The 21,791-nt window shown below is 54.2% G+C and carries 17 protein-coding genes and 1 riboswitch; of the genes, 6 read left to right on the plus strand and 11 right to left on the minus strand.

All coding sequences use genetic code 11. The features are described from left to right. Positions 1-196, plus strand: a 196-nt coding sequence (locus tag HHI26_RS25375) for a hypothetical protein (protein WP_205945625.1), incomplete at its 5' end; no start/stop codon positions are given. A gap of 44 nt (positions 197-240) precedes the next feature. Here HHI26_RS25375 and murI read toward each other — a convergent pair. Then, on the minus strand, positions 241-1,092 hold the full coding sequence (murI, locus tag HHI26_RS20240; RefSeq protein ID WP_133846334.1) for a glutamate racemase: 852 nt from the start codon (positions 1,090-1,092) through the stop codon (positions 241-243). Continuing rightward, positions 1,037-2,917, minus strand: coding sequence for a TonB-dependent vitamin B12 receptor BtuB (btuB, locus tag HHI26_RS20245; RefSeq protein WP_133846335.1), 1,881 nt, complete (start codon positions 2,915-2,917; stop codon positions 1,037-1,039). Before btuB ends, murI begins: the two co-directional genes overlap by 56 nt. Before the next feature lie 66 nt (positions 2,918-2,983). Continuing rightward, positions 2,984-3,165, minus strand: a riboswitch (cobalamin riboswitch). A gap of 124 nt (positions 3,166-3,289) precedes the next feature. Between btuB and trmA the strand changes: the two genes are divergently transcribed. Continuing rightward, positions 3,290-4,390, plus strand: a complete 1,101-nt coding sequence (gene trmA / locus HHI26_RS20250; protein ID WP_133846336.1) for a tRNA (uridine(54)-C5)-methyltransferase TrmA — start codon at positions 3,290-3,292, stop codon at positions 4,388-4,390. A gap of 36 nt (positions 4,391-4,426) precedes the next feature. On the opposite strand, the gene HHI26_RS20255 is transcribed toward trmA, so the two are convergent. Next, positions 4,427-4,783 (minus strand): YijD family membrane protein, encoded by a 357-nt coding sequence (locus HHI26_RS20255; RefSeq protein ID WP_133846337.1) that lies wholly within the window; start codon positions 4,781-4,783, stop codon positions 4,427-4,429. A gap of 64 nt (positions 4,784-4,847) precedes the next feature. Continuing rightward, positions 4,848-5,489, minus strand: coding sequence for an HTH-type transcriptional repressor FabR (fabR, locus tag HHI26_RS20260; protein WP_133846338.1), 642 nt, complete (start codon positions 5,487-5,489; stop codon positions 4,848-4,850). Between the two features lie 192 nt (positions 5,490-5,681). Between fabR and sthA the strand changes: the two genes are divergently transcribed. After that, on the plus strand, positions 5,682-7,082 hold the full coding sequence (gene sthA, locus HHI26_RS20265) for a Si-specific NAD(P)(+) transhydrogenase (RefSeq protein WP_133846339.1): 1,401 nt from the start codon (positions 5,682-5,684) through the stop codon (positions 7,080-7,082). On the opposite strand, the gene oxyR is transcribed toward sthA, so the two are convergent. Then, positions 7,065-7,979, minus strand: coding sequence for a DNA-binding transcriptional regulator OxyR (oxyR, locus tag HHI26_RS20270; RefSeq protein ID WP_133846340.1), 915 nt, complete (start codon positions 7,977-7,979; stop codon positions 7,065-7,067). The two genes, sthA and oxyR, sit on opposite strands and share 18 nt — an antisense overlap. 135 nt (positions 7,980-8,114) lie before the next feature. On the opposite strand from oxyR, the gene HHI26_RS20275 reads away from it, so the two are divergent. Continuing rightward, positions 8,115-8,846 carry a glutathione peroxidase gene (locus HHI26_RS20275; RefSeq protein WP_133846341.1) on the plus strand — a complete coding sequence of 244 codons (732 nt, stop codon included), beginning with the start codon at positions 8,115-8,117 and terminating at the stop codon, positions 8,844-8,846. 86 nt (positions 8,847-8,932) lie between these two features. On the opposite strand, the gene argH is transcribed toward HHI26_RS20275, so the two are convergent. From argH to argB, 3 genes are all read right to left on the minus strand, one after another. Next, a complete protein-coding gene (gene argH, locus HHI26_RS20280; protein ID WP_171149577.1) occupies positions 8,933-10,306 on the minus strand; it encodes an argininosuccinate lyase in 1,374 nt (457 codons plus the stop codon). A 90-nt stretch (positions 10,307-10,396) separates the two neighbouring features. Next, positions 10,397-11,611, minus strand: a complete 1,215-nt coding sequence (locus HHI26_RS20285; RefSeq protein ID WP_133846343.1) for an argininosuccinate synthase — start codon at positions 11,609-11,611, stop codon at positions 10,397-10,399. Positions 11,612-11,760: 149 nt separating this feature from the next. After that, positions 11,761-12,537, minus strand: a complete 777-nt coding sequence (gene argB / locus HHI26_RS20290) for an acetylglutamate kinase (RefSeq protein WP_133846344.1) — start codon at positions 12,535-12,537, stop codon at positions 11,761-11,763. A 171-nt stretch (positions 12,538-12,708) separates the two neighbouring features. Here argB and argE point away from each other — a divergent pair, with 171 nt between their 5' ends. After that, positions 12,709-13,860: an acetylornithine deacetylase gene (gene argE, locus HHI26_RS20295; RefSeq protein ID WP_133846345.1), complete on the plus strand. Its 1,152-nt coding sequence runs from the start codon at positions 12,709-12,711 to the stop codon at positions 13,858-13,860. Between the two features lie 371 nt (positions 13,861-14,231). After that, positions 14,232-16,883 (plus strand): phosphoenolpyruvate carboxylase, encoded by a 2,652-nt coding sequence (ppc, locus tag HHI26_RS20300; RefSeq protein WP_133846346.1) that lies wholly within the window; start codon positions 14,232-14,234, stop codon positions 16,881-16,883. Positions 16,884-16,991: 108 nt separating this feature from the next. Here ppc and metF read toward each other — a convergent pair whose 3' ends face one another. The 3 genes from metF to metB all read right to left on the minus strand — a co-directional run bounded on the left by metF (position 16,992) and on the right by metB (position 21,707). Beyond that, positions 16,992-17,894, minus strand: coding sequence for a methylenetetrahydrofolate reductase (metF, locus tag HHI26_RS20305; RefSeq protein ID WP_133846347.1), 903 nt, complete (start codon positions 17,892-17,894; stop codon positions 16,992-16,994). Positions 17,895-18,108: 214 nt separating this feature from the next. Continuing rightward, on the minus strand, positions 18,109-20,544 hold the full coding sequence (locus HHI26_RS20310; protein ID WP_133846348.1) for a bifunctional aspartate kinase/homoserine dehydrogenase II: 2,436 nt from the start codon (positions 20,542-20,544) through the stop codon (positions 18,109-18,111). 2 nt (positions 20,545-20,546) lie between these two features. After that, entirely contained in the window at positions 20,547-21,707 is a 1,161-nt protein-coding gene (gene metB, locus HHI26_RS20315; protein ID WP_133846349.1) for a cystathionine gamma-synthase, read from the minus strand. Between the last annotated feature and the right edge of the window lie 84 nt (positions 21,708-21,791).

A 21,791-nucleotide genomic window follows, 5' to 3' on the forward strand; every position in this document is an offset into this window, starting at 1 on the left:
CGGTGCAATCAGTGCCGAAGCTTCCTGTTGCGAGGTGGCGTATATTACGCTTTCCTCCTTCGGAGTCAACTTCTTTTTGAGAAGTTTTTCCGGCGCTATCAGTTACCTGACGCTCCTGACCCGGTGGCTTGTAAGCCGTTGTTCCGTGTCAGTGGAGGCGCAGTATAGGGATTTTCTGGAGAGTGACAAGGGCTAATTGCAAAAAACTTTCTGAGTGATGATTTTTTGCCCTAAAGTTCCCTAAAGCGCCAGTTTTTCGAGCTTTGCAAAGCCATATCGTTGTAAAACGGGCATTAATTGAACTGCCTGTTCAGTGATATCCATGCAGAACGCCATGTTCTCATCCTGAGAAAAAGCCTCAGGAGACTCATTTTCCAGCAGCCACACCGTACGGCGGGCAATGGCAGCGCCAGAATCGATTAAACGAGTGCCTTCAGGCAGTACTTGCTGTAGCTCTTCACTGATAAGAGGGAAATGCGTGCAGCCAAGCACCACGGTATCGGGTGGCTCCTGCATCCGCAGCCAGGGTTGCAGAATACGTTTTACTTCTTCTATAGGAACAGGCTGACCATGCAGCTTAGCTTCTGCTAACTCCACCAGTTCCGCAGAGCCCAGCATCTCGGTTTTGCACTCACCACCAAAACGCGCCACCAGCTCTTTAGTATAAGGACGCTTTACTGTGCCACGCGTCGCCAGCAGACCAACCACGCCGTTACGGGTCAGACGTGCCGCTGGCTTAATCGCTGGCACAACACCGACAACAGGAAATTCAAAGCGTTCTCGCAGAGCAGGGAGCGTCACGGTGCTCGCCGAGTTACAGGCGATAACCACCAGCGCAAGAGGATAGAGCCGAGTGACCGCTTCCACGATGGTCACCACACGCTCGACGATAAACTCTTCCGACTTTTCGCCATAGGGGAAAGCAACGTTGTCGAAAGCATAGAGATAATGGAGATCCGGCAATAATTTGCGGATCTCATCATAGACAGAAAGCCCACCGACGCCGGAGTCAAAGACCAGCACGGTGGGGCGCGGTTTAGAAGGTGTAGCTGCCGCTGAGGTAGTATTCCCGTCCAGGGGTTTCATAGCCATACACTGTCTCGTAATCTTTATCGAACAGGTTGGCAATTCTACCACGAACAGTGAGATGGGATGTGACTGGATACGAAACCGCGAGATCCCACAGGCTGACACCGCCCAATTTGGCCAGATCACCGTTTGGATTTGTTGCGTATTGACGGTCGTAGCGTTCACCCAGGTATTGATAACTCACTGACCAGTCGAAATTATACACCGTCCAGTCGAGCTGATACTTCACCTGCTGTTTAGCCCGACGCAGCAAAATCTCATTGGTTTCAGCATTACGCGGATCAACGTAATCATAGGAAATCTGGTGAGATACCGGACCGGTATCAAATGAAGCCGTTGCTTCAACACCTTTGATGGTCGCTTTATTGATATTGTAATAACCGCCGTTGGCACTACTGTAATCAATAAGGCTGTCGATATCGTTGCGATATGCGGATACATGCCAGGTTACAGGGCCCGTTAAGCCTTCGAAGCCCCCTTCCCACTGCTTGCTCTCTTCAGGATCAAGATTGCTATTGCCGCCAAAAGAACCGTACAGCTGACCGAGGTTAGGTGCCTTAAATGCAGTCCCGTAACTGGCGATAAAACGATAACCCTCAATGAACTCCCAGGCTGCGCTGGTTTGCCAGGTATTATGCCAGCCGTACACGGAGTGATCATCGCCACGAACGGCACCTTCCAGCGTAACTGGACCAAACATCTGCTGCCCGGTGGCATACAAACCCGTATTAGTCACTTCACGACGGTCATTCACATAAGCAGTCCCTGGCTCAATGGACTGCTTCTGCCAGTCAACGCCGCCACCCACACTGCCCTGTCCCACGACCACATTATTAGCCCACTGCAAATTATACTGCTGGGAGTCATCAAGAGTGGCGGAGGACGCATAGCGTCCCATATCAGGACTGTAGTTATAATCTTTCGTGTGGCTGTAGCTGGCGGTCAGATTGGAAGAATAGAGACCATTATTGAAACGGAGTCCACCATCCCATGTCTGGCTATACAGCTGGCGAGTATCAACATAGGTATCGGGTTGAACGTAGGTCGGGCTACCGTCATAGGCAGTACGGTTATCAAAGCCATAACCACGAACAAAGACACTAAAATCATCATTGATCTGATGTTCAATCGCGCCATAGATGTTCTTGCTCATAAACCCATCACGATCGGATTGTGCAGTGTTGCCAAGCGCATCAGGATAATTAGCAACAACGTCATAGCCTTTGGTGTAGGTATAGTTACCTGCAAGCGTCACACGAGTATTCTGGCCCAGCATCTGCTGAGTGGAACCGTCGTAAGACTGATAGCCGTTGGAACCGACCCCTGCCGCAAGCGTCGTACCATCCTTAGTGCGCGTGGTAATGATGTTGAGTACCCCACCAATGGCATCAGAACCATAGACCGCTGAACGTGCTCCACGTACATATTCAATCCGCTGAACCAGTGAAATTGGGATCTGGCTGAGATCGGAAGCACCGCTGATCCCCGCCTGATTAAGGCGCACACCATCAATCAAGACCAGAACATGGCTGGAGTTAGTGCCACGAATAAACAGTGAGCTTTGCTGGCCCATTCCACCATTTTGAGCAATATCGACGCCAGGCAGGCGGCGCATCACATCCGTCAGCGTTTTTGACTGCCAGCGGTCGATCTGCTCTTTCGTGACCACCGTGGTAGGGGCCAATACAGCAGAGACTGGCTGTTCAAAACGATTCGCAGTCACAACCTGCGTTTCTTCTTTATTACTGTCCTGTGCAAAGCCGTTTTGCGCCCAGAGGGAAATTGCCGTAGCGCTAAACGCCAACAGCGTATTTTTTGTTGTAATCATGACCAAGCATCCAAAAAATGTGCAGGATGCCGCAGGCATACGATCGATAGCACGCGATGACCGTAAGAAATGCGACGTTAATCCGGCAGGTCTTCGGGCTCAGAATCGTTGGGTGGCAATGACTTCCCGTCAAAAGACAGTGTCTGCGTTACGCTATTGTCACGACATTCTATACCGCTGCGCGTCAGCTCCAGATTTACACTGGATTCCCTATTAACTCGTGGGAGGCCGGGGAACGCATTTTATGAACAAATGTGTTAGAAGTCCAGATATCCAGACATCCATAAAGGTTGAATCGTGGACAATACTGGACATGAGGTAAAGAATCCCTACAATCGCCCGGCTATCACTGCCACATACTCAGGAACGCCCATGACACCCGAACAACTGCCTGTTGAACACTATGACGACCAACTCACAGAGAAAGTGACACGACTGACATCCATGATGTCTGCGTTTAATGCTCCCAACGTCGAGGTCTTCCGTTCACCGGTCAGCCATTACCGGATGCGTGCAGAGTTCCGTATCTGGCATGACGGTGATGATCTGTACCATATTATTTTCGATCAGAAGACACATGACCGCATCCGGGTGGACAGCTTCCCGGCAGCCAGTGAGCTGATTAACCGCCTGATGCCAAGGCTGATCGATGCCGTGCGCGACCAGCGTGCACTGCGTTTTAAACTGTTCCAGATCGACTACCTGTCGACGGTCAGCGGGCAGGTCGTTGTCTCTATGCTCTATCATCGTAAGCTGGATGATGAATGGCAGCAGGCTGCCACGCTACTGCGTGATGCGCTGCGCGCTGAAGGTTTCGATCTGCACCTCATCGGCCGCGCGACTAAAACCAAAATCTGTCTGGATCAGGATTTCGTGGATGAGCGTCTGATGGTGGACGGGCGTGAGATGATCTATCGCCAGGTAGAAAACAGCTTTACGCAGCCAAATGCGGCAATGAATGTGAAGATGCTGGAATGGGCGCTGGATGCGACGCGCGATTGTCGCGGCGACCTGCTGGAACTGTACTGCGGCAATGGCAATTTCTCGCTGGCGCTGGCACGTAACTTCCGCCGCGTGCTGGCAACGGAAATCGCCAAACCGTCAGTCGCCTCTGCTCAGTACAATATCGCGGTAAACCAGATCGATAACGTCCAGATTATCCGTATGGCGGCAGAAGAGTTTACTCAGGCAATGAACGGAGAAAGAAGCTTCAGACGCCTGGAAGGCATCGATCTGACCAGCTACGAGTGTGAAACCATTTTCGTCGACCCTCCGCGCAGCGGCCTGGATGACGAAACGGTGAAGATGGTGCAGGCGTATCCACGTATCCTTTATATCTCCTGCAACCCGACAACGCTGTGCGAGAACCTCGCCACATTATCGGCTACTCATGAGATTACGCGTCTGGCCCTGTTCGACCAGTTCCCGTACACACACCATATGGAGTGCGGCGTTCTGCTGACTCGCCGCTAATCTGGCTCGGGCGATATCCATCGCCCGGCTTTCGCATTACACGCTGGAATGACGCGCGCGCCACTTAACAGCAATCCAGAACACCACCGCCACCATCAGAATGGTCGGCACAAAGTTTGAGCCAATCTCAGGATACTCCGCTCTGACAATCGCACTGTACAAGAGAATGCCCAACAGGAAGAATCCCGCAGCCAGCGAGGGCATACCGTCCGGCATGGCACGGTTAAGATAACGTTGATGCAGGCACCAGGCCGACAGACCCAATGCAATCAGAGGGAAAACAGAAAATGGCACCACTGCGCTGAACAGCACCGAAAACGAGCCGTTAATCGACAGCCCGGTAAGAAATGTTAACAGCAGAGTGCCTTTATCGCGGCCAGTCGCTAAATTCATGTCATCCCCTTGAATTTGTTCCAGTCGGCTAGGTTATTTGCCATGTAGGCCCTGACCAGGCCGCTTAGTCTTTTGCTTCCAGCGTCACCGCCAGCTTCTCCTGCTCACGTCGATACCAGTAATATGCCCCTTTCGAGATCATACGCAGTTGCAGTACCAGCCTTTCTTCCAACTGGCGTCGCTGATCGACATCAATATCCAGTGCTTCAGCACCGGCGTTAAACACGATAATGACCATCGCTTCTGCCTGCGCTTCGGTGAAGCTGCGCGGCATACGGTTCTCAACTTCCAGATAATCGGCCAGTTCGGCAATAAAGTGCTGAATTTCACGGGCAACAGCGGCACGAAATGCGGATGACGTGCCGGAGCGTTCACGCAGCAGTAACCGAAAGGCATTTGGGTTATTACCAATAAACTCCATAAAGGTAGAAACAGAAGTGCGGATGACACTGCCACCTTTGGCAATACGCTGACGCGCCTGGCGCATCAACTGTCGCAACATCAGACCACTTTCGTCCACCATGGTTAATCCCAATTCATCTACATCACGAAAGTGACGATAAAATGACGTTGGGGCAATCCCCGCCTCCCTGGCAACTTCCCGCAAACTGAGGCTGGCAAAACTACGTTCGGCACTGAGTTGACTGAATGCCGCTTCGATAAGTGAACGTCGTGTACGTTCTTTTTGCTGCGCTCTAACGCCCATTTTTGTGCCTGTTTAGCCTGCAAGTGGGCACTATAGCAAAAATTTCAGCGTACAGTGGGCCAAACTTTGTGAGCGGCTGTTAACCCTGTCATTTGGCATTTGATGGCAAAAAGCACGGTTAGAATTGGGAACTGAGGCGCGAGATGTTAGAATCTCGTTGTAAAATTGTATAAGAAAATAGGACGTATTGGTATGCAACAGTCTTATGATTACGACGCCATTGTCATTGGTTCCGGTCCTGGCGGTGAAGGTGCTGCGATGGGACTGGTGAAGCAAGGTGCACGTATTGCCGTCATCGAGCGCTACCACAATATTGGTGGCGGATGTACACACTGGGGAACAATCCCGTCGAAAGCGCTGCGTCACGCCGTCAGCCGCATTATCGAGTTCAACCAGAACCCACTGTATAGCGACCACACGCGTCTTCTCCGTTCTTCTTTCGCCGACATTCTGAATCACACCGAAAACGTTATCAGCCAGCAAACCCATATGCGCCAGGGTTTCTATGAGCGCAACCACTGTGAACTGTTCCAGGGGGATGCACGCTTTATCGATGCCAACACCATTGAAATCGAGAGCCACGATGGCAGCATTGAGCGCCTGACCGCAGGCAAGTTTGTCATCGCCTGCGGATCACGTCCTTACCATCCGCCGGATGTCGACTTTACCCACCCACGTGTTTATGACAGCGACTCCATCCTGAATCTGCACCATGAACCTGGTCATGTGATTATCTATGGCGCAGGGGTGATTGGCTGTGAGTATGCATCGATTTTCCGGGGTCTGTCCGTCAAAGTTGACCTGATCAATACCCGTGACCGTCTGCTGGCTTTCCTCGATCAGGAAATGTCTGACTCGCTGTCCTATCACTTCTGGAATAACGGCGTGGTCATACGCCACAACGAAGAGTTCGAGAAGATTGAAGGTGTGGCAGATGGTGTGATCATGCACCTGAAATCCGGAAAAAAACTCAAAGCAGACTGCCTGCTGTACGCCAACGGCCGCACCGGTAATACCGATGGGCTGGGGCTGGAAAATGTCGGACTGGAAGCGGATGGCCGCGGCCTGCTGAAGGTGAACAGTATGTATCAGACGGCGCAGCCGCATATCTATGCGGTAGGCGATGTCATCGGGTATCCGAGCCTCGCATCAGCCGCCTACGATCAAGGCCGCATTGCCGCTCAGGCGATGATCAAAGGCGAGGCCACCGCTCATCTGATCGAAGATATTCCTACAGGTATCTATACCATTCCGGAAATTAGCTCTGTCGGGAAAACCGAGCAGCAACTGACAGCAATGAAAGTGCCATATGAAGTGGGCCGTGCGCAGTTTAAACACCTGGCACGTGCGCAGATTGTTGGTATGAACGTTGGTAGTCTGAAAATTCTGTTCCACCGCGAAACCAAAGAGATCCTCGGTATTCACTGCTTCGGTGAACGTGCTGCGGAGATTATCCATATCGGCCAGGCGATTATGGAGCAGAAAAACGGTGGCAACACGATTGAGTACTTCGTGAATACCACCTTTAACTACCCCACCATGGCGGAAGCCTATCGGGTGGCGGCGCTTAACGGTTTAAACCGGCTGTTCTAAGCGGCCCATCACACCTCGCATATGCTCACGGATCGCCTCTGCCAGCTGTTCATAACGGCCACGCAGAGGTGAACCTGGGCGATACACCAGGGCGATAGTGCGCTGTGGTACCGGCTTATAGCAGGACAGATAACAGACGCCATCACGCACTCTTTCGTTCGGTACGGCCAGCGAAGGTAACAGTGTGATACCGCTGCCCGCCGCCACCATATTGCGCAGCGTTTCCAGACTGGTCGCACGGAAATGCGTATCTTCATCCGCCCCCGCCTGGAAGCAAAAGCCCATCGCCTGATCGCGCAGACAGTGACCATCTTCCAGCATCAGCAGTTTCTCCCCGGCCAGATCCGACATCGGAACACGATCGCGGTCGTGCCACGGGTGATCCGCATAGATCGCCAGTTTCATCGGCTCATCAAAGAGTGGGACTTCAATAAACGCTTCTGACTCTTTCACCAATGCCAGGATCGCACAGTCCAGCTTACCGCTGTCGAGTTGCGCCAGCAGTTGCTGCGTTTGTGCTTCGTGCAGATACATCTCCAGCTTAGGGAAGGTCTGATGAAGCGTAGGAATAATCTGCGGCAACAGATACGGGCCAACGGTCGGGATCAGCCCAATGTGCAGCGGGCCGGACATCGCCTCGCCTTGCTGGCTGGCCATCTCTTTCAGGACCTTGACCTCCCGCAGCACAGTCCGGGCCTGATCCACCAGCAGCAGACCTGCCTGAGTGAATAATACCTTGCGGCTGGTACGTTCCAGCAGCATCACCCCCAGCTCATCTTCCAGCTTGCGAATCTGGCCGCTTAACGTTGGCTGACTCACATGGCAGGCATCGGCTGCACGACGAAAATGGCGATGTTCTGCCAGCGAAACCAGATACTCCAGATCACGAATATTCATCTTATCCTCTTTTTCACGATAGCCCGTGACGATAGATAGCATAGCAACCAACGATTATCCCTATCAAGCCTGAATGATAATAATGTGCCGGTGCCAAAAAGGGGCACACCAAATTCAATCACCTTGAGGTCTTTTATGTTTGCAAGTCAGGAAGGTAAGTCCATCCCGCAGGTCACTTTTCACACACGTCAGGGCGACAGTTGGGTCGATGTCACTACTGATGAGCTGTTTAAAGACAAAACCGTCATCGTCTTTTCACTGCCGGGGGCTTTTACTCCTACCTGCTCCTCCAGCCACCTGCCGCGCTATAACGAACTCTCGGATGTGTTCAAAAAACATGGAGTGGACAGTATCCTGTGCGTCTCGGTTAACGATACTTTTGTGATGAATGCCTGGAAGGCCGATCAGAACGCCGGACACATTACCTTTATTCCTGACGGTAACGGTGAGTTCACCCGTGGCATGGAGATGCTGGTTGAGAAAGCCGATCTCGGCTTCGGTCCGCGTTCATGGCGTTACTCGATGCTGGTACGCAACGGTGTGGTAGAGAAGATGTTTGTAGAACCTAACAAGCCGGGCGACCCGTTTGAAGTGTCTGATGCAGACACCATGCTGCGCTACGTCGCACCAGAATTTAAAGTGCAGGAATCCGTTTCCCTGTTCACCAAACCAGGCTGTTCATTCTGCGCGAAAGCCAAACAGATGCTGTTAGATCGTGGAATTCAGTTCGAAGAGATCGTGCTGGGCCAGGATGCCACGACCGTCAGTTTGCGCGCCGTTACTGGCCGTGCCACTGTGCCGCAGGTGTTTATCGGTGGTCGCCATATTGGCGGAAGCGATGATTTAGAGCAGTTCTTTACGGCATAAACCGAACAGGGATGGGCATACCCATCCCCTATGTCATCCCAGGGGTCAGGCATACCTGACCCTATGCATGCCTGACACAAAAGGCATTACGCCAGACGCTGTTTCGCTTCAGTAATCGCTTTTGATACCTGATGCGGAGAGACACCGCCTTTCGCGTTACGCTTATCCAGGCAAGATTGCAGAGACAAGAACGGGTACACATCCTCTCCGATCACACTGCTGAACTTCTGTAAATCACCCAGCGTCAGCGCTTCCAGCGCCACACCCTGTTTAATCGCTTCGACCACGGTTTCACCTACAATATGGTGCGCTTCACGGAATGGCACGCCTTTCGCGACCAGATAATCCGCCAGCTCCGTCGAATTCGCGTAACCCTGCTCAGCGGCTTCCTGGCAACGTGGGCGTTTCACCTGAATACCATCCAGCACCAGTGCGGCCATATGCAGGCAGTCAGACCAGGTATCGAGCGCATCAAACAGCCCTTCTTTGTCTTCCTGCATATCTTTGTTATACGCCAGAGGCAGACCTTTCAGGGTCATGCTCATCGCGGTCAATGCGCCCTGTACGCGGCCGACTTTGCCACGGATCAGCTCCAGCGCATCCGGGTTTTTCTTCTGCGGCATCAGGGATGACCCCGAAGTGACCTTATCGGACAGCTCAACGAAACCGGATTCGCCGGTGTTGAAGAAGATCAGATCTTCCGCGAAACGCGACAGGTGAACCATGCCGATGGACGCATCAGACAGCAGTTCCAGCACATGGTCACGGTCAGACACGGTGTCCAGGCTGTTACGGGTCGCGGAGGCAAAACCTAACCAGCCTGCCAGTTGCTCACGGTCGATTTCGTACGCGGTTCCGGCCAGTGCGCCACAGCCCAACGGGCTGACGTCAAGACGCTTCAGCGTATCCTGCAGGCGGCTTTCATCGCGTACCAGCATCTCAACGTAGGCCAGGCACCAATGTGCAAACGTCACCGGCTGGGCACGTTGCAGGTGGGTATAGCCCGGCATGACGGCGTCCTGATTGGCTTCCGCCGTCGCCACCAGCGCCTGCTGGAACTGGCGTGTGGCGATCAGCAGTTCGCTGACCTGCGCTTTACACCACAGTTTCAGATCGGTAGCGACCTGGTCATTACGGCTACGGCCAGTGTGGAGTTTTTTACCCAGCGCACCGACCTTGTCAATCAGTTTGCCTTCCACCCAGCTGTGAATATCTTCGGCATCGCTTTCCAGAATTTGCTGTGGGTTCGCGCGCACGTCTTCCAGCAGAACATTCAGCGCCACTTCCAGCTGCTGCTGTTCTTCTGTGGTTAATACATTGACCGTCACCAGCGCTTTGGACCAGGCAATGGAACCAGTGATGTCCTGCTCTGCCAGACGATAGTCGAAGCGCAGTGAGTCATTGAAGAGCTTGAAACGTTGATCTGCTGCCTGCGTAAACCGTCCACCCCAAAGTGCCATGATGCGTACTCCATTCAAATAATGTAATAAGGGCGGCACATGTGCCGCCCCTACGAATACCTGTAGGGACGAGTTGCCTCGCCCAAAAAATTACTTCTTCTCGTTCAGCGCACGGATGCGTGAAGAGAGTGAGAACAGACGGATAAAGCCGCCTGCATGACGGTGATCGTATACTTCATCTTCACCGAAGGTCGCAAACTCTTCAGAGTACAGGCTGTTAGCAGATTTCTTCTGAATCGCGGTGACCTGGCCTTTATACAGTTGCAGAACCACTTCACCGTTCACTTCTTCTGCCAGGGCAGCGGCAGATGCCTGAATGGATTTGCGCAGTGGCGCGAACCAACGGCCATCGTAAACCACGTAGGACATTTCCAGGCCCAGCTGCTCACGCCATTTGAAGCTGTCACGGTCCAGAACCAGCTGCTCAACCGCACGCAGCGCATTCACCATGATGGTGCCGCCTGGGGTTTCGTAACAGCCACGGGACTTGATGCCCACCAGGCGGTTTTCCACGATATCGATACGACCAACACCGTGACGGGCACCGATAGCATTCAGTTTGTCCAGGCAGCCGAACGGGCTTAACGCTTCACCGTTGACGGCAACTACGCGGCCTTTCTCAACAGCAACGGTCACCTGCTCCGGCTGGTCTGGTGCTTCCAGCGGATCCACGGTCCATACCCAGCAATCTTTGTTCGGTGCGTTCCACGGGCTTTCCAGCACGCCGCCTTCGGTCGAGATATGCCATGCGTTTTCGTCACGGCTGTAGATTTTTTCCAGCGACGCGGTGGTCGGGATATTACGCTCTTTCAGGTAGTCCAGCAGGGCTTCACGGGAACGCAGGTTCCACTCGCGCCACGGTGCCACCACTTTCAGCTGCGGAGCCAGTGCGGTATAGGTGGTTTCGAAACGCACCTGGTCGTTACCTTTACCGGTTGCGCCGTGGCACAGTGCATCTGCCCCCACTTTCAGTGCCAGCTCAACCTGAGCTTTAGCGATAATTGGGCGCGCCATTGACGTCCCCAGCAGGTAGGTGCCTTCATACAGGGCACCGGTCTGAAGCACCGGATACACGTACTCGCTGATGAACTCTTCACGCAGGTCCACAACGTGGCATTCAGATGCACCGGATTGCAGCGCTTTCTGCTCTACACCTTCCAGATCGCCACGTTCCTGACCGATATCGGCCACGAATGCCACCACTTCACAGCCGCCGTAGTTCTCTTTCAGCCACGGAATAATGGCCGAAGTATCCAGACCGCCGGAGTAAGCCAGTACGATTTTCTTGATGCTTTTATCTTGCATTGTCTCTTCCTTCAATTTCCCATCATCTTTCACGCTGCAACTACGTTGGCTTCCTACACTCACCCCAGTCACTTAGTGAACTAAGCTCCCGGGGATTCATTCCGTCGCCGCCTTGCTGCAACCCGAAATTTTTCGGGAAAGGTTTATAATTAAGCGAGGATACGGGTGCCAATAGACACACCGTTAAACAGGGCTGGCAGCTGTTCAGCATGGCGCCAGCTGGCAATATCTACCGGACGGCCCAGGGTACGGGCAGCGTCCAGTGCGGCATTCACCTTGACGATCATGCCGTCAGTGATCACACCATCAGCAATCAGCTGTTCTGCTTTCTCTGCCGTCATCTCGGCGATGCGCTGTTTATTGGCATCGAGAATACCACTAACGTCAGAGAGCAGAATCAGGTCTGCACCCAGAGTGGCGGCCAGCGCCGTCGCGGCCTGATCGGCGTTAACGTTCATCAGCAGGCCATCCTGAGTAATACCAATCGAACTCACTACTGGCAGATAACCCGCCTCCAGCAGTGTGGCGATCAGCCGTGGCGATCCCGGCGTTGCCAGGCCCACGTGCCCAAGTTCATCATCAAACTGCGCTACATTGACGCTTCCGCCGTCACCGAGGCACAGACCAACGGCATCAATGCCATGTTTTTTCGACCAGGCCAGCAGGGTTTTGTTCGCCGTCCCGGCCAGTGCACCGGTAATAATGTCAATCTGATCGGCAGGTGTCACGCGCAGGCCGTTTTTCTTCTTCACCGGCAGCGCAAGCTTAGTCATCAGCTCATCCACCAGGCAGCCACCACCGTGAACAATCAGCAGTGGGCGTTGGTGGGCAGCACGGTAGGTCACCAGGGCGTCAAACAGCCGCTCCAGCGCTTCTTCGCTGTCCAGCAACACACCACCCAACTTGATAATTAACGGATTTGTCATGAAAGTCACTCGCTCACTGTGAGTCATTGCGCTTCAGGGCTGCCAAAACGCCTGTTGAACTGCTACCGTGGAAGACAAATTTATCGGTTTCCATCCGGTCGTCGTTAATGTATTTTTATTCACTATTAATGCATGAATATTGATACTATCCTAACTCAAGGACTGTCAACAGTGAAGACAAAATTACCCCCTTTTATCGAGATTTACCGCCAGTTGATTGCTACACCATCAATCAGCGCAACCGACAGCGCGCTCGATCAGAGTAATCAGACTTTAATCAATTTACTGGCCGGCTGGTTCCGCGATATTGGCTTCAGCGTGGAAGTCCAACCCGTTCCCGGTACGCGCAACAAATTCAATATGCTGGCGAAGAGCGGCCACGGCGCCGGCGGGCTGCTGCTGGCGGGTCATACCGATACCGTTCCCTTCGACGATGGCCGCTGGACGCGCGATCCCTTTACCCTGACCGAGCACGACAACAAACTGTACGGTCTGGGCACCGCCGATATGAAAGGCTTCTTCGCCTTCATTTTAGATACCCTGCGTGATATTGACGTTTCAACGCTGAAAAAACCGCTGTATATCCTCGCCACCGCTGACGAAGAAACCACGATGGCAGGCGCGAAGTTTTTCTCAGAAACCACCAGCCTGCGCCCGGACTGCGCCATTATCGGTGAACCCACCTCACTGAAACCCGTTCGCGCCCACAAAGGCCATCTCTCCAATGTGATTCGCATTCAGGGCCAGTCCGGCCACTCAAGCGATCCAGGACGCGGCGTCAACGCCATTGAGCTGATGCACGAGTCGATTACCCAACTGATGGAACTGCGTAATACGCTAAAAACGCGCTACCACCATGACGGATTCGCCATTCCCTATCCGACCATGAACTTTGGCCACATCAACGGTGGCGACGCTGCCAACCGTATCTGCGCCTGTTGTGAATTGCATATGGATATCCGCCCACTGCCAGGCCTGACGTTAAGCGACCTTGACGGTTTGCTGAATGAAGCGCTGGCACCCGTCAGTGCGCGCTGGCCAGGCCGCCTGACCGTGGGTGAACTGCATCCCCCGATCCCGGGTTATGAGTGCCCGCGCGAGCATCAGCTGGTACAGGTCGTGGAGAAATTGCTGGGGACAGAAACGGAAGTAGTGAACTACTGTACCGAGGCGCCATTTATTCAGGAAATCTGCCCGACGCTGGTTTTAGGCCCAGGATCGATCGATCAGGCACACCAGCCGGATGAATTTATTGACACGGCATTTATCAAACCTACCCGGGAGTTAATCGCCCAGGTGGTGCATCATTTTTGCCATCACTGAGTAAAAAAGGGGGTAAATGACTGCCAAAACAGCCGTTTGCCACCGATTTCAATTATTCTGGTTGATAAGAATAACTTATCTCACTCCGTTGTAATTAAATTTCATAAATTCCCGCTATTTAGCGTCACGATGCGGCAAATTTAAGTCAATTGACGAATGGTTGCTAACGTGGCTAGATAAAAGGCTAAGTTATGCCCACAAGGGTTATTTATAGCCAAAATAGTTGAAGTTGCAGCAAGGCGGCAAAAGAGCGAGTCCCGATGAGCTTACATTAGTCAGTGATTCGGGTGAGTGAGAGCAGCCAACGTAGTTGCAGCTTCAAGTATGACGGATATTAAAGTTACAAATACAAGAAGGGTGTCAGGGGTCATATGAACGAACAATATTCCGCAATGCGAAGTAATGTCAGTATGCTCGGCAAACTGCTCGGGGATACGATTAAGGATGCACTGGGAGAGAACATCCTGGACCAGGTAGAAACCATCCGTAAGCTCTCTAAGTCATCACGTGCGGGAAATGATGCCCACCGTCAAGAGTTGCTCTCCACGCTGCAAAATCTGTCCAATGACGAACTGTTGCCGGTTGCCCGCGCTTTCAGCCAGTTCCTCAACCTGACCAACGTGGCCGAGCAGTACCACACCATTTCGCCAAAAGGCGAAGGTGCGAATCACCCGGAGCTCTTGGCAAAGACGTTTGAACGCCTGAAGCAGCAGCCGGACCTGACCGAAGCCGCCGTTCGTGAAGCTATTGAGTCCCTGTCGCTTGAACTTGTTCTGACCGCGCACCCGACTGAAATCACCCGCCGCACCTTGATCCATAAGCTGGTAGAAGTGAATACCTGCCTGCAACAGCTGGATCACAATGACCTGTCTGATTATGACCACGGCAAGATCATGCGCCGCCTGCGTCAGCTGGTTGCACAGGCCTGGCATACCGATGAAATTCGTAAATACCGCCCGACACCGGTCGATGAAGCTAAATGGGGCTTTGCGGTCGTCGAAAACAGCCTGTGGGAAGGTGTTCCTCACTTCCTGCGCGAGCTAAACGAACAGGTTGAAGCCGCTTTTGGTTACACCCTGCCGGTTGATTTTGTCCCCGTGAAATTTACCTCCTGGATGGGCGGCGACCGCGACGGCAACCCGAACGTCACGGCCGACATCACTCGCCATGTTTTACAACTGAGCCGCTGGAAAGCGACCGACCTGTTCCTGCGTGATATCGCCGTGTTGGTTTCTGAGCTGTCGATGTCTGAATGTACGCCAGAAGTCCGTGAGCTGTGTGGTAACCCGGAAGCCCTGGAACCTTACCGCGAGATCATGAAAAACCTCCGTGGCCAGCTGATGAGCACTCAGGCTTATCTCGAACGCCGCCTGAAGGGCGAGCGCTTACCACGCCCGGCCAATTTACTGATCTCCAACGACCAGCTGTGGGAACCACTGTACACCTGCTACCAGTCACTGCAGGCGTGTGGCATGGGCATCATCGCGAACGGTCAGCTTCTTGATACCCTGCGCCGCGTGAAGTGCTTTGGCGTTCCACTGGTGCGTATTGACCTGCGCCAGGAGAGTACCCGCCACACTGAAGCCATTGCAGAGATCACCCGTTACCTCGGTCTTGGCGACTATGAAAGCTGGTCAGAGGCCGACAAACAGGCCTTCCTGATCCGTGAACTGAATTCCAAGCGTCCGTTGATGCCGCGCCAGTGGGAACCCAGCGCCGACACCAAAGAAGTGCTGGATACCTGCCGCGTGGCCGCAGAAGTGCCTCAGGGTTCGATTGCTGCCTATGTGATCTCGATGGCGAAAACGCCGTCAGACGTGCTGGCGGTTCACCTGCTGCTGAAAGAAGCGGGCATTACTTACGCCATGCCGGTCGCACCGCTGTTTGAGACCCTCGATGACCTGAATAACGCCAACGACGTGATGAGCCAGCTGCTCAACATTGACTGGTATCGCGGCCTGATTCAGGGCAAACAGATGGTGATGATTGGCTATTCTGACTCCGCGAAAGATGCGGGCGTGATGGCAGCAAGCTGGGCACAATACCAGGCCCAGGATGCACTGATCAAAACCTGCGAGAAAGCGGGTATCACCCTGACGCTGTTCCATGGACGCGGTGGCTCAATCGGCCGTGGTGGTGCGCCAGCGCATGCGGCATTGCTGTCTCAGCCTCCGGGCAGCCTGAAAGGTGGCCTGCGTGTCACCGAACAGGGTGAGATGATCCGCTTCAAATACGGCCTGCCAGAAGTCACCATCAGCAGCCTGTCGCTGTACACCGGCGCGATCCTCGAAGCTAACCTGCTGCCACCACCGGAGCCGAAAGCAGAGTGGAACAGCATCATGGATCAGCTCTCTGATGTTTCCTGCAAAATGTATCGTGGCTATGTGCGTGAACACGCCGATTTCGTGCCGTACTTCCGCTCCGCCACACCGGAGCTGGAGCTGGCCAAATTACCCCTGGGTTCGCGTCCGGCTAAACGTCGTCCGACGGGGGGTGTCGAATCACTGCGCGCCATTCCGTGGATCTTCGCCTGGACGCAAAACCGCCTGATGCTGCCTGCCTGGTTAGGTGCCGGTGCCGCATTGCAGAAAGCGATGGAAGATGGTCATCAGGAAACGCTGGAGACCATGTGTCGTGACTGGCCCTTCTTCTCTACCCGCCTGGGGATGCTGGAAATGGTGTTCTCGAAAGCCGACCTGTGGCTGGCGGAGTACTACGATCAGCGCCTGGTCGATAAGTCGCTGTGGGCACTGGGCAAACAGCTACGTGACCAGCTGGACTCCGATATTAAAGCGGTGCTGACCATCGCCAACGATTCCCATCTGATGGCCGACCAGCCGTGGATTGCCGAATCGATTGCGCTACGTAACGTCTACACTGACCCACTGAACGTATTGCAGGCCGAACTGTTACATCGTTCACGCCAGCAGGAAGCAGAAGGCGCAGAGCCGGATGCCCGCGTTGAGCAGGCACTGATGGTGACGATTGCCGGGGTGGCGGCAGGGATGCGTAATACCGGTTAATCTGGCCTCACGGGCCGATCGGAAAAAATGATCGGCCCCTACAGATGTTCGCCCGCCACGATCAAAAAAGGACGCTTTCGCGTCCTTTTTCTGTTTGTGCCGCCCCTCTCAGGCGATGATCTGCGCCCCCGGGCGTACGCCCAGCGTATGGCAAATGGCATAGCTCATTTCGGCACGGTTCAGCGTGTAGAAATGGAAATCTTTCACCCCTTCGCGGCTGAGGATCTTCACCATATCCATCGCGACATTGGCACCCACCATTTTGCGGGTTTCCGGGTCGTTATCCAGTCCTTCAAACATGCTGGTCATCCAGCCCGGTACGCGCACGTTAGTCATGGTGGCAAAGCGCTGCAACTGCTTAAAGTTCGACACCGGCAGAATACCCGGGACAATCTCAACATCAATACCGGTAGACACGCAACGGTCACGAAAACGCAGGTAACTTTCTACATCAAAGAAGAACTGAGTGATCGCGCGGTTCGCGCCGGCATCAATTTTACGTTTCAGGTTGATCAGGTCGGCCTGTGCGCTTTTCGCTTCCGGATGCACTTCCGGGTAGGCCGCGACAGAAATATCGAAATCACCCACTTCTTTCAGCAAGGCGACCAGGTCAGCCCCGTACATTTCCGGCTTGCCACCGCCCGGCGGCAGGTCACCGCGCAGCGCCACAATATGACGGATGCCGTTGTCCCAGTAATCCTGGGCAATGGCGCGCAGTTCATCGCGGGTAGCATCAACACAGGTCAGATGTGGGGCGGCTTCCAGACCGGTGCGGTCTTTAATGCCTTTGATAATGCTGTGGGTACGGTCACGTTCACCTGAGTTGGCACCGTAGGTGACCGAAACGAATTTTGGCTTCAGGCTGCTAAGGCGATCGATTGAGCTCCACAGGGTGTCTTCCATTTCACTGGTACGCGGCGGAAAGAACTCAAAGGAAACGTTAATTTGCCCGCTGATTTCGGCAAGACTTTGGTTCAATGCTTCGCGCTGGTTTGCGTGGAAAAAACTCATACCCTTTACCTCATCGATCGCTGCTGAAGATGGCTCGCTACCTTGAACGTCTATCCGTTTAGACGTCCAGACATTCAAAATGACGGAAATTGGTTATTCAGTCAACAGATAAATGATGGCCTGGCGTGACAAATCCTCAACAAAGATGAGGGAATTTCATGATGGTGTGGTGTGGCGAAGGGGCCAGGCATGCCTGGCCCAAATGAGGAGGAGATTACAGCAACTGTGCCAGGCGGTTGAGATCCGACTGAATGGCTCCGGCAGTGACATCGCGCCCTGCACCTGGCCCACGGATCACCAGGGGATTATCGCGATACCAGCGGCTTTCGATAGCGAACACGTTATCACACGGCAACAGCGCCGCCAGCGGATGATCGTCACGCACGGCTTCCACGCCAACACGCGCTTTGCCGTTGGCATCGAAACGTGCGACGTAGCGCAGTACCAGTCCCAGTTCCTGAGCGGCTTCAAAGCGCTGGACCATCTGGTCATTCAACTCATCGGCATTCTCAAAGAAGTCATCCACCGATCCCGACTGGTAGCTGGCGGGAACCAGCGACTCAACGCGTACCTGGTCAGGTTCAATATCGTAGCCCGCCTCACGCGCCAGAATCACCAGCTTACGCATCACATCCTGGCCGGAGAGGTCGACACGCGGATCGGGTTCAGTCAGACCCTGCTGCCACGCCTGATCCACCAGTTCGGTAAAGGGCACCGTGCCATCAAATTGCAGGAACAGCCACGAGAGCGTGCCGGAGAAGATACCGCTGATCGACAAAATGCTGTCACCGCTTTCACGCAGATCGCGCACCGTGTGGTTTACCGGCAACCCGGCACCGACCGTGGCGTTATACAACCAGTGGCGCCCGGTTTTCGCAAACGCATCGCGGATCTGGCGATAGCTATTGCTACTGGCCGCGCCTGCCACTTTGTTCGCACCAATCACGTGGAAACCGTAGCTGGCGAAATCTAAGTACTGCGCAGCCAGCGTTTCACTGGCGGTCACATCCAGCACCACCAGATCGTCAAACGGATGAGCGCGCATCCACAGGAACAACGACTCCTGGTCCTGCTCTACCGCTTCCTCTTCAAAGAAGGCCAGCGCGCGGCTGGCATCCAGCCCGTCGTAACTCAACAGACTGCGGCGGCTGTCCACCACTCCGGCAAGAATAAATTCAAACCCGGTGCGCGCAGAAAGGGTTTCCTGCTCACGGGCAAACAGCTCCAGCCAGCGGGAACCGATGTTGCCTTTGCCAAACAGCACCAGGCCTACCTGCTTCTCCGCACGGAACAGCGTCTGATGCAGGCCCCGGATAAGATGTTCCGTCGGCCCGACGCGCAGCACCGCCACCAGGCTGATGCCTTCCTGTGACTGGCAGATAAATTCCACCGGCTGATCTTTCATCTGCTGCCAGAAACGGTGACTGTGTAGCGGGTTACGGCAAACGCCTGCCCCCACCATCGCCACCATTGCCATGCCTTCACGCAGCTGCAAACGCCCCGGTAATCCAGCATCCTCCAGCAGAGTCAGGGCACTGTTTACCACTTCCGAGGTGTAGCACAGCTGTAACAGATTACGGTCAGGATGGACGCCGGTTGCCAGCGGACGAACCTGTGCACGCTTCAGTAGCTGATCGATCTCTTTATGCCGCGCGGCAAAATCATGCTGTGCAGGTACATGGAATTCGATCAGACAAACATCATCATGGCTGGTCACGATACGCGCCCCGGTGCCTGAAGCCAGCACGCGTTCAATACGTGTTGATCCCTGTTCTGGCTGATAGCTGCAACGCAGTTGCAGATCGATATCGCTGCCTGAAACCGGCTGAAGCGTACGCGTATGCAGGACCGGAGCCGCCAGACGTGCCAGCTCACTGGCTTCATCCAGACGCAGCAGCGGCAGCAAACACGCATCTTTCACTTTACGCGGGTCAGCACTGTACACGCCAGCCACGTCACTCCAGATGGTCACGCGTGTCACACCGGCCAGCGCACCGATCTGCGTTGCAGAATAGTCACTGCCGTTACGCCCCAACAGCACCGTTTCACCCGCATCATTTGCGCAGATAAAACCAGTGACCACCAAACGCTGTTCAGGACGCTGCGCCATCAACTGCTGTAACAGCGGCTGTGACTTCGCTTCATCCACCTGCGGCTGTGCGGCACGTTCGGCGCGTAAAAAATCGCGAGCATCCAGCCAGCCTGCGTGAATATCCCGCTGGTTCAGTACCGCTGACATCAGACGTGCCGACCAGATTTCACCGTGCCCCACGACTTGTGCATAAACTGCATCAGTGATTTTGTTATCCAGCAGGACGGCCAGTTTTTCGAGGTCATGAATAAACTCAGCAATCAGCGGTTCAGCGACATCCGACGGTAACAGACTGCTAATCAGCTCACTCTGATAACGGCGTAATGCCTGTTGCACCTGGTGCGCAGACAACCGATCATTCTGACTCAGCTTAAGCCAACTAATCAGCTGGTTAGTGGTACTGCCGGCTGCCGAGACCACCATCAGGTCACCCGGCTGGCTGTACTCTGCCATGATCCCGGCAACACGCAGGTAGCATTTGGCATCGGCCAGGCTACTGCCACCAAATTTATGTAACTGCCGCGAACTGTCTGCCCCTGCCACTGCTGAATAACTCATGCTTACCTCTTGGCCGCGATCCGGAATGCATTATCCAGATCGGCGATTAAATCTTCGTGATCTTCAATTCCCACCGAAATACGCAGCAGCGTCTCCGAAATCCCCGCTGCCGCACGCGCTTCAGCAGACATGCCCGCATGGGTCATGGTTGCGGTGTGGGAAATCAGGCTTTCGACGCCGCCCAGCGATTCCGCCAGTGTGAATAATTCCAACGCTTTCAGGAAACGACGCAGCGTTGCCTCATCACCGTTCAGCTCAAAACTTAGCATGGCGCCAAAGCCTTTTTGCTGACGTACCGCAAACTGATGTCCGGCATTTTCCGGCAGGGAAGGATGATACAGCTTTTTCACCAGCGGTTGTTGTTTCAGATAATCGACAATCGCCAGCGCATTACGCTGTGCCGCCGCCATACGCGGGGCCAGTGTACGCATGCCGCGCAACAGCAGATAGCTGTCAAATGCGCCACCGGTCACACCAATATTGTTCGCCCACCAGGCCAGTTCAGTCACATGCTGCGGGTCTTTGGCAACAACAGCACCGGCCACCACATCGGAGTGACCGTTAAGGTATTTGGTACAGGAGTGAATCACCAGGTCAGCACCCAGCGCCAGCGGATTCTGTAAAGCCGGGCTGAGGAAGGTATTGTCCACCACGCTAATCGCGCCAGCTTCTGCCGCAGCCTGGGTGATCGACGCAATATCCACCACACGCAGCAGCGGGTTGCTCGGGCTTTCAATCAGTACCAGCTTAGGTTTCTCAGCCAGCGCCGCCTGTAAAGCAGCCTCATCGCCCTGGTCAACAAACTTCACGCGATACGCACCGCGTTTGCTCAGGCTATCGAACAGACGGTAACTGCCGCCGTAACAGTCATGCGGCGCCACCAGCAGGTCGCCGGGTTTCAGGAATACGGTACACACCAGATGGATGGCAGACATGCCCGTATTGGTCATCACTGCACCAGCGCCCCCTTCCAGCTCTGCCAGCGCACGTTGCACGACATCACGCGTCGGGTTGCCGCGACGTGAGTAGTCATGAGCGCGCGGCTCATTGAAGTCGGTAAAGTTATAGGTGCTGGAGAGATGAATCGGTGGGACAACGCAGCCATATTGCTCGTCATCATTCAAACCGCTACGTACTGCGATGGTTGCCTGTTTACGCGTCATGGTGCATAACTTCCTGCTGGTTAATAAGATAAGACTGATAGAGTAAACAGCAGCGAGATAGACGTCAATACATCTGGACATCTA

This window comes from Erwinia sp. JH02 (assembly GCF_013074405.1).
In the GTDB taxonomy this organism is placed as follows: domain Bacteria; phylum Pseudomonadota; class Gammaproteobacteria; order Enterobacterales; family Enterobacteriaceae; genus Erwinia; species Erwinia rhapontici.

Excerpts from the sequence above, each read along its gene's own strand:
- fabR (WP_133846338.1), bottom strand. The coding sequence starts at position 5,489 with ATGGGCGTTAGAGCGCAGCAAAAAGAACGTACACGACGTTCACTTATC.
- murI (WP_133846334.1), bottom strand. The coding sequence starts at position 1,092 with ATGGCTATGAAACCCCTGGACGGGAATACTACCTCAGCGGCAGCTACA.
- argH (WP_171149577.1), bottom strand. The coding sequence starts at position 10,306 with ATGGCACTTTGGGGTGGACGGTTTACGCAGGCAGCAGATCAACGTTTC.
- metF (WP_133846347.1), bottom strand. The coding sequence starts at position 17,894 with ATGAGTTTTTTCCACGCAAACCAGCGCGAAGCATTGAACCAAAGTCTT.
- HHI26_RS20310 (WP_133846348.1), bottom strand. The coding sequence starts at position 20,544 with ATGAGTTATTCAGCAGTGGCAGGGGCAGACAGTTCGCGGCAGTTACAT.
- oxyR (WP_133846340.1), bottom strand. The coding sequence starts at position 7,979 with ATGAATATTCGTGATCTGGAGTATCTGGTTTCGCTGGCAGAACATCGC.
- btuB (WP_133846335.1), bottom strand. The coding sequence starts at position 2,917 with ATGATTACAACAAAAAATACGCTGTTGGCGTTTAGCGCTACGGCAATT.
- HHI26_RS20275 (WP_133846341.1), top strand. The coding sequence starts at position 8,115 with ATGTTTGCAAGTCAGGAAGGTAAGTCCATCCCGCAGGTCACTTTTCAC.
- HHI26_RS20285 (WP_133846343.1), bottom strand. The coding sequence starts at position 11,611 with ATGCAAGATAAAAGCATCAAGAAAATCGTACTGGCTTACTCCGGCGGT.
- HHI26_RS20255 (WP_133846337.1), bottom strand. The coding sequence starts at position 4,783 with ATGAATTTAGCGACTGGCCGCGATAAAGGCACTCTGCTGTTAACATTT.
- sthA (WP_133846339.1), top strand. The coding sequence starts at position 5,682 with ATGCAACAGTCTTATGATTACGACGCCATTGTCATTGGTTCCGGTCCT.
- metB (WP_133846349.1), bottom strand. The coding sequence starts at position 21,707 with ATGACGCGTAAACAGGCAACCATCGCAGTACGTAGCGGTTTGAATGAT.
- argB (WP_133846344.1), bottom strand. The coding sequence starts at position 12,537 with ATGACAAATCCGTTAATTATCAAGTTGGGTGGTGTGTTGCTGGACAGC.
- ppc (WP_133846346.1), top strand. The coding sequence starts at position 14,232 with ATGAACGAACAATATTCCGCAATGCGAAGTAATGTCAGTATGCTCGGC.
- trmA (WP_133846336.1), top strand. The coding sequence starts at position 3,290 with ATGACACCCGAACAACTGCCTGTTGAACACTATGACGACCAACTCACA.